Source organism: Rossellomorea sp. NPDC077527, from assembly GCF_044542955.1.
In the GTDB taxonomy this organism is placed as follows: Bacteria; Bacillota; Bacilli; order Bacillales; family Bacillaceae_B; genus Rossellomorea; species Rossellomorea aquimaris_E.
Genome location: NZ_JBITVL010000002.1, coordinates 300,872 through 316,179 on the forward strand (window position 1 = coordinate 300,872; position 15,308 = coordinate 316,179).

At 43.6% G+C, this 15,308-nt stretch carries 15 protein-coding genes and 1 other annotated feature; all 15 genes read right to left on the bottom strand.

Annotation, left to right across the window (positions count from 1 at the left end):
- Window positions 1-3 precede the first annotated feature (3 nt).
- A complete protein-coding gene (locus tag ACIGG7_RS06765) occupies window positions 4-1,281 on the bottom strand; it encodes a peptidase U32 family protein (protein ID WP_397549664.1) in 1,278 nt (425 codons plus the stop codon).
- 35 nt (window positions 1,282-1,316) lie between these two features.
- Window positions 1,317-2,246, bottom strand: a complete 930-nt coding sequence (locus ACIGG7_RS06770; RefSeq protein WP_397549665.1) for a peptidase U32 family protein — start codon at window positions 2,244-2,246, stop codon at window positions 1,317-1,319.
- A complete protein-coding gene (locus ACIGG7_RS06775; RefSeq protein WP_397549220.1) occupies window positions 2,246-2,890 on the bottom strand; it encodes an O-methyltransferase in 645 nt (214 codons plus the stop codon). The genes ACIGG7_RS06770 and ACIGG7_RS06775 overlap by 1 nt, the downstream gene beginning before the upstream one ends.
- A 194-nt stretch (window positions 2,891-3,084) precedes the next feature.
- Window positions 3,085-4,227 carry an endolytic transglycosylase MltG gene (gene mltG / locus ACIGG7_RS06780; protein ID WP_224940048.1) on the bottom strand — a complete coding sequence of 381 codons (1,143 nt, stop codon included), beginning with the start codon at window positions 4,225-4,227 and terminating at the stop codon, window positions 3,085-3,087.
- Between the two features lie 161 nt (window positions 4,228-4,388).
- Window positions 4,389-4,679 carry a DUF1292 domain-containing protein gene (locus ACIGG7_RS06785; protein ID WP_201713580.1) on the bottom strand — a complete coding sequence of 97 codons (291 nt, stop codon included), beginning with the start codon at window positions 4,677-4,679 and terminating at the stop codon, window positions 4,389-4,391.
- A 14-nt stretch (window positions 4,680-4,693) separates the two neighbouring features.
- Window positions 4,694-5,110 (bottom strand): Holliday junction resolvase RuvX, encoded by a 417-nt coding sequence (gene ruvX, locus ACIGG7_RS06790; protein WP_224940047.1) that lies wholly within the window; start codon window positions 5,108-5,110, stop codon window positions 4,694-4,696.
- 3 nt (window positions 5,111-5,113) lie between these two features.
- On the bottom strand, window positions 5,114-5,380 hold the full coding sequence (locus ACIGG7_RS06795; RefSeq protein WP_034757362.1) for an IreB family regulatory phosphoprotein: 267 nt from the start codon (window positions 5,378-5,380) through the stop codon (window positions 5,114-5,116).
- An 83-nt stretch (window positions 5,381-5,463) separates the two neighbouring features.
- Window positions 5,464-8,097, bottom strand: a complete 2,634-nt coding sequence (gene alaS / locus ACIGG7_RS06800; RefSeq protein ID WP_397549221.1) for an alanine--tRNA ligase — start codon at window positions 8,095-8,097, stop codon at window positions 5,464-5,466.
- Between the two features lie 61 nt (window positions 8,098-8,158).
- Window positions 8,159-8,373, bottom strand: a binding site (T-box leader).
- Window positions 8,374-8,424: 51 nt separating this feature from the next.
- Window positions 8,425-9,525, bottom strand: a complete 1,101-nt coding sequence (locus tag ACIGG7_RS06805; protein ID WP_397549666.1) for an AI-2E family transporter — start codon at window positions 9,523-9,525, stop codon at window positions 8,425-8,427.
- A 361-nt stretch (window positions 9,526-9,886) separates the two neighbouring features.
- Window positions 9,887-10,018, bottom strand: a complete 132-nt coding sequence (locus ACIGG7_RS06810; protein WP_263628047.1) for a YrzQ family protein — start codon at window positions 10,016-10,018, stop codon at window positions 9,887-9,889.
- A 15-nt stretch (window positions 10,019-10,033) separates the two neighbouring features.
- A complete protein-coding gene (locus ACIGG7_RS06815) occupies window positions 10,034-10,219 on the bottom strand; it encodes a hypothetical protein (RefSeq protein WP_034757353.1) in 186 nt (61 codons plus the stop codon).
- A gap of 194 nt (window positions 10,220-10,413) precedes the next feature.
- On the bottom strand, window positions 10,414-11,421 hold the full coding sequence (gene bioB / locus ACIGG7_RS06820) for a biotin synthase BioB (protein ID WP_397549222.1): 1,008 nt from the start codon (window positions 11,419-11,421) through the stop codon (window positions 10,414-10,416).
- 16 nt (window positions 11,422-11,437) lie between these two features.
- A complete protein-coding gene (locus tag ACIGG7_RS06825) occupies window positions 11,438-12,034 on the bottom strand; it encodes a biotin transporter BioY (protein WP_397549223.1) in 597 nt (198 codons plus the stop codon).
- A 151-nt stretch (window positions 12,035-12,185) separates the two neighbouring features.
- Entirely contained in the window at window positions 12,186-14,582 is a 2,397-nt protein-coding gene (gene recD2, locus ACIGG7_RS06830) for an SF1B family DNA helicase RecD2 (protein ID WP_397549224.1), read from the bottom strand.
- Window positions 14,583-14,599: 17 nt separating this feature from the next.
- Window positions 14,600-15,271: a tetratricopeptide repeat protein gene (locus ACIGG7_RS06835; RefSeq protein ID WP_397549225.1), complete on the bottom strand. Its 672-nt coding sequence runs from the start codon at window positions 15,269-15,271 to the stop codon at window positions 14,600-14,602.
- Window positions 15,272-15,308 lie beyond the last annotated feature (37 nt).

Here is a 15,308-nt window from a genome sequence, read left to right on the forward strand (position 1 = left end):
GTATTAGATGTTCTCCTTTCGCATCATGTTATCAGGATATACTCTCTGATGAACCTTGAATTTCACAATTTGTAACGGGTGACGGGCTACTTCGATTTCATTACCCCGCTCATCCCATAATTTCTCTATTACCTGAGTAAAGTTGGAGATTTCAGGACCGAAAAATTCTACTTCCTGTCCGGTCTTAAAATGGTTCCGTTGCTGCAGTGTGACGACTTGAGTTTCTTCATCGTAGTCCAACACAAGACCGACAAATTCATAATTTGTGTTCTTCTTGTTATGGACCCCGAACATCTGCTCCTTGAATCCAGGTACGCCTTCAAAAAATGCCGGGGCAGTGTCACGATTCGCACATTTCTCCAGCTCCTCGAGCCATTCTTGTTGAATGACGAAGTTGTCTGGATCTTTACAATATTCATCAATCACTTTGCGGTACACACTTACGACAGTGGCCACATAGTGAATGGACTTCATGCGTCCCTCAATCTTCAAACTGTCAATTCCCAATTCGATCATTCCCGGAATGGATTCAACGAGCTTCAAATCTTTCGGGCTCATGGCAAAAGGAGCATCATTTTCATTATAAAGAGGATTCTCTTCTCTGCCGTTCAATTCATATAAATCATAATCCCAGCGGCATGACTGACAGCAGCCTCCGCGGTTAGAATCCCTGGCCGTCATGTGGTTACTTAGCGTGCAGCGTCCTGAATAAGCAATACACATGGCTCCATGAATGAAGGTTTCAATCTCAATATCCACCTTTTCTTTCATTTCCTGGATTTCTCTTCCACTGGCTTCACGGGCAAGTACTACGCGATCAAGCCCTTCTTCTTTCCAAAACTGAACAGCTTTCCAGTTAGAAAGGGACTGCTGCGTGCTTAAGTGCACCTCCACTTTCGGAGCCACTCTTCTGCAAGTCTCAATGATCAGAGGATCAGCTACAATGATTCCAGCCACTCCAGCTTCCTCTAATCCACGGAGATATTCTTCCAGTCCATCCATGTTTTCATTATGGGCATAGATATTTGTTGTCACATAAATCTTTGCACCATATTTCTTTGCAAACTCCACGCCTTCTTTCATATCATCAAGGGTGAAATTACCGGCATTTGAACGCAGACCATATTCCTGTCCACCGATATAGACTGCATCTGCCCCATAATGGACAGCAATCTTCAATTTCTCCAGATTTCCGGCAGGAGCCAGTAGTTCAGGTTTCTTCACAATGACACGCTTTCCGTCCACCTGTTTCGATATGGGCTTTTTTACAACCGTGGTCATCATTACGCCTCCGTTCTGACATCATCATCGTGTACTTAATACACGGTTTCTTTAAAGAAAAATCCTGTATCCAACGGACGATTTTCAGGTTGCAGTCTTTTCGCTTCTTCTAAAAACCCGTCTTTCTGATCATCATATTGATCTTCATCATCCGCACACAAATCTATTGCCTTACGATATAGTTTTGTTATCTCAAGAATATATTGAGAGGATTTCATCACCCCATCAATTTTGAAGGAATCGACACCTGCTTCCATCATTTCACCAAGTTCATCAATAATGCACATATCGTTCGGGCTCATGATATGCGTGCCGTTTTCGTCCTCGAAGATTGGGTATTTATTATGGCGCTCTTCATCGTGTAAGAACATATTGCGCTGCTCTTTTCGATTCTCGATTTCCATCGCTTTTCCTCGATATTCAAAATAGTTACCGAGCAGTGAACGTTTTGATTGGAACATACAGGTCATACCGTGGACCTGTACCTCGATTTCGACCTCTGCATTCTCTTTCATCTCAACGATAGTCTCCATACTCAATTCACGTGCCAAGACAGCACGTTTAGCGCCTTTTCGTCCCCAGTAATTGCAGGTGTACCAGTTTGTGGCCGTCGTTTCCGTATTCCAATGAAGCTTCATCTGAGGAGCTACTTCTCGTGCAGCCATCAGTACAGCAGGATCACCGAACACGATGGCGTCAGCCCCTGCTTCATCAAGAGCAGCGATATAATGATCCAGTTCTGAGATTTTATCATTATGAAATAGGGCATTCATCGCCACATACACTTTCTTGTTGTGTTTGTGAGCCAATGTTATCGCTTCACAAACGGCTTCCAGTGAAAACTCTCCGGCAAGTCTTAATCCATACTTCTGTTCACCGATCATGAAGGCATCGGCACCTGCAGCCGCCAACGGTTCAATATCGGATACACTTGTAGGGGTTACGAGTAATTCCGGCTTTTTCATCATTGATCACCTCTTTTCTTACTGATGGCGATACCGTCACCGACAGGTAAAATAGATGTATCGAATTGTTCATGATTCATCAGCCAGGTATTATAATTCTGCAGCTTCTTCACCATGTTCCGTATTCTTTTCTGCTCAACCTGTTCCTCGGCAACCAGACCTTTGAATAAGACGTTATCCGAGTAGACGACTCCGTTCTCTGTAAGCATGGCTGAATATAGGTCAAAGAACTTTAGGTACTGACCCTTTGCAGCATCTATAAAGATGGCATCAAACGGACCATGCTTTTTCACTTCTTCAGAGAGCTCTAGTGCATCACCGAAAATCGTGACAATTCTATTGCCATCTTTGGATCTGGAGAGAAAATGTTGCGCAGCCTCGAACCTTTCTTTATCCCGTTCAAGAGTGACAACTGTCGTCTCAGGGAGGGCTTCAGCCATCCGAAGGGCTGAATATCCTATAGCAGTTCCGATTTCAAGGATCCGCTTTGGCTGTTGGATCCGTAACATTCCCAAGAGCGCTTCGATTCCGACCAGCTCCATGATGGGAACGCCATGAACTCCTGCATATTGTTCCATCTCAGAAATTAAGGCAGGACGTTCTTTCACAATTGATTCTATATAGCCAATCACTCGTTCATTCATATATAAGCCTCACGATCATGATCATAAATGATATCGGTAGCGCTTCTTTCTTAGACAACATGAAAAGAAGAAAGCTACGATCAGCTTTCTACTTTTCACGCCTATCAAGATAACGCCCGTATATAAAAATAACTTGTACTATTTTACCACACAGAGAAGAGGAAAGCGAATGTTTCTTTCCTCTTCTCATGGGGCTATTCCTCTTTGTTGGTGATATATTTTGCTTTTTTCTCGTTATGCTCATCCAGTGTTTCAGAATAATACACCGACCCATTGGAAGCTGCCAGGAAATAATAATACTCTGTATCCTCTGGCTTCAGAGCTGCTTCAATCGATGAAATCCCCGCATTTGCAATCGGACCAGGCGGCAATCCCTTCACTTGGTACGTGTTATACGGTGATTCGACTTCAAGATCTTTGTACACGGTTTTTTCCTTATGTTTCCCTAGGGCATATAATACCGTTGGATCTGTCTGAAGTGGCATTCCTTCCTCCATCCGATTATAAAATACGCTTGAAATCTTCCCTCTGTCTGCTTTCTCCGTCGCTTCTTCTTCAATGAGGGAAGAAAGGGTGAGAAGCTTGTGAGGAGTATAATCGTTTGCTGCCATGGCTTCCTGATATTGAGCCAGTACTTCATTCGTTTGAGCAATCATCTTCTTCAGGATGGCATCTAAAGAAGGCTTTTTCTCATAAAAAGGATACGTCGCAGGATAAAGATATCCTTCCAACGGCCGCTTAATATCTTTGTTCAGTATTTCATCTGTAATCAGTTCCGGATATTCCTCTTTTAATTGCTCGAGCCATTTCTTATCATTTAGTTTCTTTTCTATTTCTTCTTTTTTATATGGAGACTTTTCAGCAATGATCTCTGCTATCTGATCTAATTGAAGTCCCTCTGGAATGGTAATCTTAAACTCTGCTTTTCTCATGACCTTACCAGTCTTTAAGCTATTCACAATTTCATTCAGAGTCATGGAAGGTGTCAGATCATAAGATCCTGCCTGAAACCCTGCTTCATTGTTGAATTTCACATAATATTTAAAGACCGTAGAATTCTTTACGATCCCTTTTTCCTCAAGGATTTTCCCGATGCTGGTCACACCGGAGCCTATAGGTATGTCCACTTTTACTGGTTTTGTATTATCCGGGTCTACGGGCTTAAGGGCAGAATTTACATAAAGGTATCCACCAATCGCCGTTCCCCCTATAACAATGACTAGACAAAGAATGACAAGTCCTACTATTTTTCTAATGACCTTTGCCTCCTCTTGTCTCTCAAGCAGTTTCTTCATAAGTGTTTCTTTTACCTTTTTCTTTTCTTCCAAAGCGTTCATTTCCCCCTTTCGAGCAAAAAAGCGGGCTATCCGTTATGCGAAATTCGACATCATCTCCACTATTATACAATATTTCGCACAAAGTGAAACAGGGACCTGCAAAAAGGGTGAATTTTTTGTCCCTTTTTGCGGTCCCTGTTTCGTATCCTTATAACGACGACTTATTCTGCGTCTTCTTCTTCGTCCAGGAAAGTGTTTAACATTTCTTCAATCATGTCCCACTCTTCTTCTGTTTCAATCGGCTTTAATTCGCCTTCCTGTCCTTCGTCACCAGGCATGAATGCAGAAGCATGAATTTCAATTTCTTCTTCGTCATTCTCATCTGCTCCAAGTGGATAGTAAAGAACATAAGACTTTCCGAATTTATCTGATTCAAACGTGAAAAGAACCTCGCATAACTGCTCATTTCCTTGTTCGTCAACTACTGTAATTTGTTTTTCTCCGTGTTCCATGAACATTCACCTCATCATTTTTGGCTGTCAAGGTATCCTTGAAGGATCATCATCGCAGCCATTTTGTCGATTACTTTCTTACGTTTCTTTCTGCTTACATCGGCTTCTAAAAGCACTCTCTCAGCAGCCATCGTGCTTAGTCTTTCATCCCAATATTTAATGGGAAGGGACAACTCCTGATGAATCAACTCTCCATAAGCTTTAGACGCTTCCCCACGTGGGCCGATTGTGTTATTCATGTTTTTAGGCAATCCAACGACAACGGTGTCCACCTGGTATTCATCGGCAAGTTCCTTTATTCGATCCACCCGGAACACGCCCTGGTCTTCGTCAATCTTAATGGTTTCAATTCCTTGAGCTGTCCAGCCAAGCTCATCGCTGATCGCGACTCCGACTGTTTTAGAACCAACGTCTAAACCCATTACACGCATGTATTATCCCTCTTTGTGCTGTTTCAAATACGATTTGACTAATTCTTCGATGATCTCATCACGTTCCAAGCGGCGGATGATATTTCTGGCATCTTGATGTCTGGGAATGTAAGCCGGATCTCCAGATAATAAGTATCCTACGATTTGATTGATTGGATTGTACCCTTTTTCCTGCAAAGCATCATGAACCTGCAAGAGCACTTCCTTCACATCATGTTCGAACGGCTCCTCTGAGAAATCAAACCGCATCGTTTTGTCAAAAGAACTCATTTTTAGCACCTCTCTTTAGGCTTGTCTTTTTGACAACCGAATTGTTAATCGTTACCTACATTGTACACCACTTTCACACGGAGTTAAACGGATTTGACCCATTCTTCTACAAATTGCAGGGCTTCCTCCACTTTTTCAGGGTTTTTCCCTCCAGCCTGGGCCATGTCCGGACGGCCTCCACCGCCTCCACCACAGCGTGAAGCGACTTCTTTAACCAATTTTCCTGCATGATATCCTTTTTCGACTAAATCAGCCGTAACTCCTGCAATGATGGTCACTTTGTCGTCACCAGTTGTTGCCAGTACGATCACCCCGGATCCAAGCTTCTGTTTAAGGTCGTCCATCATCGAACGAAGCCCGTTGCTGTCACCGGCAGCCACTTTTGCCGAAAGGACATTCACACCATCAATGACCTTCACTTGGTCCGTTAAGCTTCCTGCTTCTATGTTAGACAACTTTGCGGATAATGATTCATTCTCTCGTTGAAGCTCCTTCATCTCACTTAATAAAGAATCCACACGATTAACAACTTCCTTAGGATTCGCTTTCAGTTTAGCCGCAACATCCTTCAGTTGAGAAACTTGATCATTCAATACTTTGTATGCATTTTCGGCTGTTACAGCTTCAATCCTTCTGGTACCGGCACCGATCCCGCTTTCAGATAGGACCTTGAATAATCCGATCTCTGACGTATTGGAAACGTGACAACCTCCACAAAGCTCCAAGCTATAATCTCCGATTGAGACTACACGCACTTCTGAACCATATTTTTCACCGAACAGAGCCATGGCTCCCATCGCTTTTGCCTCGGATAGAGATTTAAGGGCTGTGTTGACCGAAATCGCTTTCCACACCTTCTCGTTGACGATGGTTTCGATACGTTCAATCTCTTCCTGTGAAACAGACCCGAAATGAGAGAAGTCAAAACGAAGACGATCCGGTTCTACTAATGAACCTGCTTGGTTGACATGTTCTCCAAGGACATCTTTCAGTGCTTGATGAAGGATGTGAGTAGCTGTGTGGTTTTTCTCGACCTTGCTTCTCGATTCTCGGGAAACCTTGGTCAATACCTCCGCACCTTGCTGGAGTGTCCCCTCTTCTACGACTGCCGTATGAAGATTTTGTCCATTAGGGGCTTTCTTCACATTCGTTACAGAAACTTTCACGCCTTCAGCTTCAATATACCCTTTATCTCCGATTTGTCCGCCGCTTTCAGCGTAGAATGGAGTCTCATCAAGGATGAACTGACATTCCTGACCTTTATCGACTTTTGGCTGGCGCTCATTATCCACCAATAATTCAAGGACTGTCGATTTGCTCTCAAGTGTGTCATACCCCACAAACCGGCTTTCCACCGTAATATCACTCAGGATTCCACCCTGCACCTGCATGCTTCCTACATCCTGACGAGCAGCTCTCGCTCTTTCACGCTGACCTTCCATCTCTCTTTCAAAGCCTTCGTGGTCAACCGTCAAACCTTCTTCTTCAGCGTATTCTTCCGTTAATTCAACAGGGAATCCATACGTATCATAAAGACGGAAAACATCTTCACCAGGGATAACCTTGCTTCCTGCTGATTTTTGAGCTTTAATGATGGATGAAAGAATGGATAAACCTTCATTCAGCGTTTCGTGGAAGCGGTCTTCTTCATTTTTCACAACTTTTTGGATGAATTCAGCTTTTTGCTTCACTTCCGGATAGAAATCCACCATGATCTCAGAAACAACCGGAACCAATTCATACATGAACGGGCGGTTGATTTCGATTTGTTTAGCAAAACGGACCGCACGTCGAAGCAGTCTGCGTAATACATACCCGCGGCCTTCATTGGATGGAAGGGCACCGTCACCGATAGCAAATGAAACCGTTCTGATATGGTCGGCAATGACTTTGAACGCTACATCGGTGTCATTGTCTTTGCCATAAGACTTCCCTGAAATTTCTTCCGTTGCCTCGATGATCGGCATAAATAAATCTGTATCAAAGTTCGTAGCCACTTCCTGAACTACACATGCCATACGCTCTAGACCCATACCTGTATCGATGTTCTTCTTAGGAAGCGGAGTATACGTTCCATCAGGGTTATGGTTAAACTGTGAGAACACAAGATTCCATACCTCAAGATAACGGTCGTTTTCCCCACCAGGATATAATTCAGGATCTTCGGGGTTGTCACCGTATTCAGGTCCACGATCATAGAAGATTTCTGTATTCGGACCACTTGGACCTTCCCCGATATCCCAGAAGTTCCCTTCGATTCGGATGATCCGTTCAGCAGGTACACCTACTTTTTTGTTCCAGATATCAAATGCTTCATGATCTTCAGGGTGAATTGTAACGGAAAGCTTTTCAGGATCAAAACCAACCCATTTTTCATCCGTCAGGAACTCCCATGCCCATTCGATTGCTTCTACTTTAAAATAGTCGCCGATCGAGAAATTCCCGAGCATTTCGAAGAACGTATGATGACGAGCCGTTTTCCCTACGTTCTCGATGTCATTGGTACGGATCGATTTCTGCGCATTCACGATTCTTGGATTTTGAGGGATCACACGTCCATCAAAGTATTTCTTTAATGTCGCTACCCCACTATTGATCCATAATAGAGACGGATCTTCATGTGGAACCAATGATGCACTCGGTTCAACACCATGCCCTTTTTCCTGAAAGAAATCTAAAAACTTCTGACGAATTTCTGCGCCTGTTAACTTGTTCATATCAAGCTTCCTCCTTTATATGTATGGGTAAAAAAGAATACAAAAAAGCCCTCATCCCTAAAACAGGGACGAGAGCTGTTTCTCGCGGTACCACCCTGGTTATGAATAAACATTCGTTCATTCATCCCTCAATACACCTTAACGCGGCTGGACGGCAGGCTTTACCTGCACTCAGGATTAGCATTCGGTTATCCTTCATCTGAAATCCCTTGCAGCCAAAGGGGATTTCTCTCTGTCAGATGGACTATAACGTACTGGGTCCTTCATGGATTTCATGTTATGCGAATACTTGTATATGTTGGATTATAGAAATATTCATTGTATTTGTCAATGATCATTCCCATTTTTCAGCTCTTCTTCGTTTTTCATATAAAGAAAATGGGTGCGTCCGTGTAAAATTGCCACCTTTATGACGGCAAGAAAGGGCACTGCCACGATCATTCCGATCACCCCACCCACTTCGCCGCCGATGATCAGTGCCCCCATGATGAAGAGGGGGTGCATATGAAGACTCTTCCCGACGATGAGTGGCGATAAGATATTCCCCTCCAGAAACTGAAGGATCACGACCAGAATGACAACGTAGATCACCATATTAACCGAAATGGTACTGGCGACAAGGGCTGCAGGAACTGCCCCAATGATAGGACCAAAATACGGTATCACATTTGTGACCCCAATGATCAAACCAAGGATCAGAGGATATTTCATCCCGATCAACCACAACGTGACGGCTGAAATGCTCCCAATGATCAAACAAACGAGTAGTTGCCCTCGAATATAACCACCTAAAGATTCATCCACATCTCTGGAAAATGAAATGGCACTTTGCCTCCATTTCTTTGGAGTGAGCTTCCACAGAAAGGCTTTTACCTTTGTAATGTCTTTCAATAAATAAAAAGATACGAAGGGGATGATGGCAACGATAAGCATGCTGTTCATGAACTTCATGAGTGTCGCGAGTACCAAAGCCACCAGTCCCGTCACCCATGCTTCAAGCCCGTCGATTCTCTCTTCCAGCTGCGATTGGATTCCGTCCGGCCATGTCGAGGTCTCACTTTGAATCACATGAAGCCACCCCTGATACTGTTTAGTGAAAATGGGGGCATTCTCCGATAAATCTCTCAGTTGATGGATGACAGCAGGGGTCCCTTTATAGACAGCATATCCTATTCCCCCAAAGAAGAGGAGATAGATGAGCAAGATCGCGATCCCCCTATGAATACCGGCTTCATGCAGCTTCTCCACGACCGGATGAAGAAGGTACGCAATGAACCCGCCTATGACGAAAGGGAGCAGGGAGAAAAATAAGACCTCTAATACGGGATGCCAAACAGGCTTTAATAAAAAAAGAATATAAAGAAATAGTGCAAGAATGAGGGCTATCGAAAGCCTGTATAACCATTTTACATAGGTATGCTTTTCTATCGTGATCACCTCCGTCCCTTCTTATATATTGTTCGGAATTATGAGGTAGTTTTATTCATGGGGTTTAGTTACCCTGAATGAATTGATTTTATAGATGGATTTCACTTAAAAAGGGTGAATCATATGGTAAAAGAGATGGATCCTCCCCTCTAATAAGGCTAAAGGGATGGCCAGTTCGTCGTTCTGGAATTTATTGCGTTAAAACAGGCAGTGATTGCGTCATTATTTTATTATTTGCGTCAAAATCAATCATGATTGCGTCATTTTTTTCATTTTATGCGTCATTTTCCATTTACAACCAATTCTATCAAGTCACGCATAAAAAGAGACTGACCCTCAATGAGCCAGTCTCTTTCAGCTGTTAAAAAAGTTTCTTTACTTGTTTACGGATTCGTTTCATTTGTCTCTGACTCATCATATTGGATCTTTGAGAATAGATGGAAGCAGCGATCCCTGCTCCAAAACCAACGATGGATGCAAATGTTTTATTCAAGAAAGACACCTCTTCCTAGCTTAGTCGGCGTTCTTCCTCATCAAATAAGTCATCTAAGGAGCTCAGCGATCCATCCTCTTCTACCTGGTGAGTATGAATGACACCCTTAGACAAGGAAAGCTCGATATAGCACCCCCAACAGTAATATTGGTTGATGCCGATCTTTCCAATATCTTTGCTCTGACAATTTGGACATTTCATCGGTTTGTTCACCTCGGGTCACACCAGAATATGGTGATTATTCCCTACCATCATGACCAACCAGAGCCGATTTTATACTTATTTAATGAGTTAGACGCACAAACGTTGCTGAAACAACAACGTTCTTATATAGTGTGAGATAATTTCCTGATTTCATGAGGAGTAACCTTTTCCATAGCATCCAATGAATTTTTTTATGAGATCGTAACGGATTCTCCGCTTTCTTCATTCAGATAATCGATTTCAAATCCTAAATCTTCAAGCATTTGATGATCCGCTGTTCCTTCCTGACCTGCTGTCGTCAAGTAATCACCGACAAAAATTGAGTTTGCCGGATAAAGACCTAATGGCTGGAGACTGCGCAGGTTCACTTCACGCCCACCTGAAATCCTGATTTCTTTTGTCGGATTGATGAAGCGCATTAAACAAAGGACCTTCAAGCAATATCGAGGGTCAAGTTCATCTGTTCCTTCAAGAGGGGTACCGTCGATGGCATGAAGAAAATTAACCGGGATGGAGTCCGCATCGAGTACTTTCAAGCTGTTAGCCATATCTACTACATCTTGAAGTGTTTCTTTCATACCGACGATGATCCCCGAGCACGGTGATATCCCCTGTGCTTTTGCCTGTTCAACTGTATTGATTCTGTCTTCATATGTATGGGAAGTGGTGATATTTTCATGATGGTTACTGGAAGTATTGATGTTATGGTTGTATCGGTCCACCCCTGCCTCTTTTAAGCGATTTGCTTGATCACCCTTTAATAATCCGAGACATGCACAAACCTTTAAATTATATTGTTCTTTGATTTCTTTCACCGCTGAAACCACGTGATCCACTTCCCGATTGCTCGGGCCACGTCCACTGGCAACGATGCAATAGGTGCCGACATTCAGTTTGTGTGCATTTTCGGCTCCCTTTAATATCGTTTCTTTATCTACCATGCGGTACTTCTCGATCGGCGCATCAGACACGCTCGACTGTGAGCAGTACCCGCAATTCTCAGGGCAGAGACCTGATTTTGTATTGATGATCATATTTAATTTCACTTTGTTTCCGTAATAATGTTTTCGAATCAGATAAGCGCCATGTAGTAATTCCAAGAGCTCATCATCCGGGCTTCGCAAAATCGATAATGCTTCTTCATTGGTTAGTTCAGCTCCCCCGATGACCTCTTCGGCAAGTTCCTTCCACGTTTTCATATCGTTTCCTCCCCCATTATGCTGCTCGATTCAAGTTTCTGAATGTGCTTTTGGAAAGCACCGACTTCTCTAAACGATGAGCCATCACTCCTGCACAGACAGCTAAGATGATGTCTTTCGGCAATGGAACGACCATCCATGCCCATGCCATCTTATAAGTGAATCCTTCTGGAGCCGCAGCCCAAAACTTGTAAGCAGCATACATCCAGTTCGTGCCGACCACATAGTTTACGATCATGCCGACCAGTGCAGCGAAGATGTAAACCTTCACGCTCTTATGTTTTTCTACCAATTTACCGGTGATATAGGCTGTAAAAATAAATGAAACGATAAATCCGAAGTTCGGGCTTATAATTGTTGACAATCCCGCTCCAAAACGTGCAAATACGGGTACTCCAACCAACCCAACTAAGGCATAGACCGTCATGGAAATCGCACCGATCCTGCTTCCGAGTATCGCACCTGCTAAAATGGCAAAAAAGGTCTGTAACGTAATGGGAACTCCCCCCACTACCATGAATGGTACGAATGTTGTAATATTTGCCCCGATTGCCATCAGAGCGACAAACATCCCTGCAAGTGTAAGATCGATCGTTCTCAATTTTCTGTTCATCTGTCTTCCCCCATCTGTCGTTTATCTACAAGATAAGGATATCGCCTTCACTGAATATATGTCAACTTAATTTTATAAACAGTTAACAAAAAGCACACAAAAAAGGTTGATGAATGAACCATTCCAAAAGTAGAAATGGTCATTCGTCAACCTATGCTTTCATAAAATCGTACGGAGTAATGCCTTCCATACCAATCATCGGATCCTCATTCATCAGGAATTCCTCGATGGGGATATCTTTAGAAGAGGATTCATGCTCTTCATTCGCTTCATGACCCTGCAGGCTTCTCAGTTTCTCACTCAAGGTCGTCTTTCTGAAAAAATCATCTTCTCTCTCCACACCCAGCCTGAATGCATCCAGTTCCCCGCAAAGGATGAGAAACTGCTTGCTTCTGGTTATGGCCGTATACAGGAGGTTCCTTCGTAACATTCGGTAATAGCTTTTCACCACGGGCAGAATCACAATGGGAAACTCACTTCCCTGGGACTTATGGATCGAGCAGCAATACGCATGGGTGATTTGCATGAGGTCCTGTCGTGTATAGGTGACCTCATTTCCTTCGTATGACACAATGATCATATCCTGTTTCTCGGTGTTTTCCTTCGCATAGAAAATTGAAACGATTTCACCGATATCTCCATTGAAGACATTGTTTTCAGGCTGATTGACAAGCTGAAGAACCTTATCCCCAATGCGGTATTTCACATCCCCGAAGGCAAGTTCCTTCCTTGTCCCATCGTTACTGTTGAATATTTCCTGCAGAAGTTCATTCAAGCGATCGATACCAGCCGGTCCCCGGTACATAGGGGCAAGCACCTGAATATCTTTTGGTGTATAGCCTTTTTTCTTGGCATTCTCCACCACTTTTTGAACGACTTCTGAAATTTGATTGGTTCTGCAGGGGAAGAACGAACGATCCTTTTGCTGTTTTGTCAGATCAGCAGGTACTTGTCCCCTTTTCATGCAGTGAGCGAGTTCGATAATTGAAGAACCCTCCTCCTGCCTGTAAATATCCGTCAATCTGACTGTCGGGACTACTTCCGAATTCAATAAATCCTTCAGAACCTGACCTGGACCGACAGAAGGCAATTGATCTTCATCCCCGACAAATATCACTTGAATATCCTCAGGGAGAGCCTTCAACAGTTGATGGGCAAGCCAGGTATCGACCATGGACACTTCATCAACGATCAGCAGTTTACCTTCGATGGCCCTTTCTTCATCGTTCTGGAATCCTTCCTGACCATTCCACCCAAGAAGTCTGTGGATCGTCATAGCAGGAAGACCTGTCGATTCAGTCATCCGTTTCGCTGCACGTCCTGTAGGGGCCGTCAGCAAAACGGGGAACGGCTCATCTTTATAGTCCTTCGGATCCAGCGAGCAGCCGTGCAGATCAGCGAACAGTTCGACGATACCCTTGATGACGGTCGTCTTACCGGTACCTGGCCCTCCTGTCAACAGAAGCATCGGGGACATCAAGGCCGTTTCGATGGCTTCCTTCTGTGAAGGTGCATATTGCACGCCCAGCCGGTCCTCGAGGGCACCGAGTGACAACAGAAATTCCGATTGGGGGAATTGATCTTTATACTGTGTTTGAGACAAGATTTTTTCAATATTTGTTACGATCCCTTTTTCAGAAAAATAGAGAGATGGGACATAGACCTTCGTCCCTTCCCCTATGACCTTGCTTTCTTCCTCAAGGGACACTAGCTGACTCGAGATATCCGTATAGTCGATGGTTTCCGGCTGACTTTTTTCAAGCAGCTCCTTCACCGTTACGATCAGTTCTTCCGCTTCCAAATACACATGGCCCTGCTTGACGCACGTTTGCTCCAATGTATATAAGCAGCCTGCTTTGATACGGTCCGGATGGCTGCCCGTAAGGCCAATCTTCGATCCCAATTCGTCTGCCCGGGTAAACCCGATTCCTTCGATATCCTCCACAAGCTTATAAGGATTTTTTTGAATGATTTCAAGGGCCTGTTCTTTATAAGCCTGGTAGACCTTCATGGAGATCTGTGGGCCGAATCCGAGGTCATTCAGCATGATCATGACCCTTTCAAGACCCTGATGCTCGGTAAGCGTATCATAAATGCTCTTCGCTTTTTCTTTTGGAAGTTTCGGTATTTCATCCAGGAGGTTCGGGTTTTCGAGTATTTTACTGATGGCATTTTCCCCGATGTGCTCCACAATCTTCTCAGCTGTTTTCTTGCCGATCCCTTTAAATAGGTCACTTGATAAATAATGGACGACACCTTGTGTGGTTTGGGGGATTTCCTTCTTGAAATGTTTCGCATGAAACTGCATGCCAAATCTCGGGTGCTCCTGGAAACGTCCGTAAAATACATAGGTCTCGTCTTCATGGATTTTAGGGAAATTTCCGGTTACGACCGCTTCTTTATCCTCATAAGAATCATTCGTTTCGTCCACCCGGATTCTGACTACGGTATAGAGATTTTCCTCGTTATGAAAAATAGTGACAAGGTGCCTTCCTTTAACAAAGATTTCTTCTTCGCCAAACAGCTTTAAAGAGTCTTGCTGGCTCAAGGTATTGAACCCCCTAACTATTCACTCTGTTCATTTTTAAGCTTTTCGATCATTTTGATACCATATCCCGCCAACATATGATCCGGTTGAACTTCAACAGCTTTATTGAAATACTTCAATGCCGTATCTGCATCATCTTTATGGCCTGCATAGGCAACACCTAAGTTATAGTAAGCATCGGCGTGCTCGGGATCTGCTTCTACCACTCGGGTTAATTGAGCGATCGCTTCTTCATATGCTTCCACTTTGGCAAGACAAAGTCCCAATTGGAAGCGCGCCTCTACGTCTTCTTCATTCATTTCAACACTTCGTTGTAAGTACGGAAGAGCCAGTCTCGGCTGCTCTAACTGGAACAGACTGATTCCAAGCATAAAGAAAACGTCTGCATTCTCCATTCCTTTTGAGATTGCCTTTTCAAATTGATCCTTCGCTTCATCAAAGTGATTTTCATTAAAGTATAGGTTCCCAAGGGAGTAATAGGCAGCCCCTGCATTGTCGTCAATGGAGATCGCCCGTTCAAAGAACTTTTTCGCCTTTTCGTTGTCGCCCACCGACATCAATACATTCCCGAAGTTAATATACCCTACCGGATCCTTTGGACTTTCTTCAATGGCTTCTGTAAAAAGCTTTACAGCCTCTTCCACTTTCCCTTCTTGCAATAACTCAATACCTTTTAAATTTTTATCCAATGTCAACACCTCTATATAGTCTATTATTTATGTATGT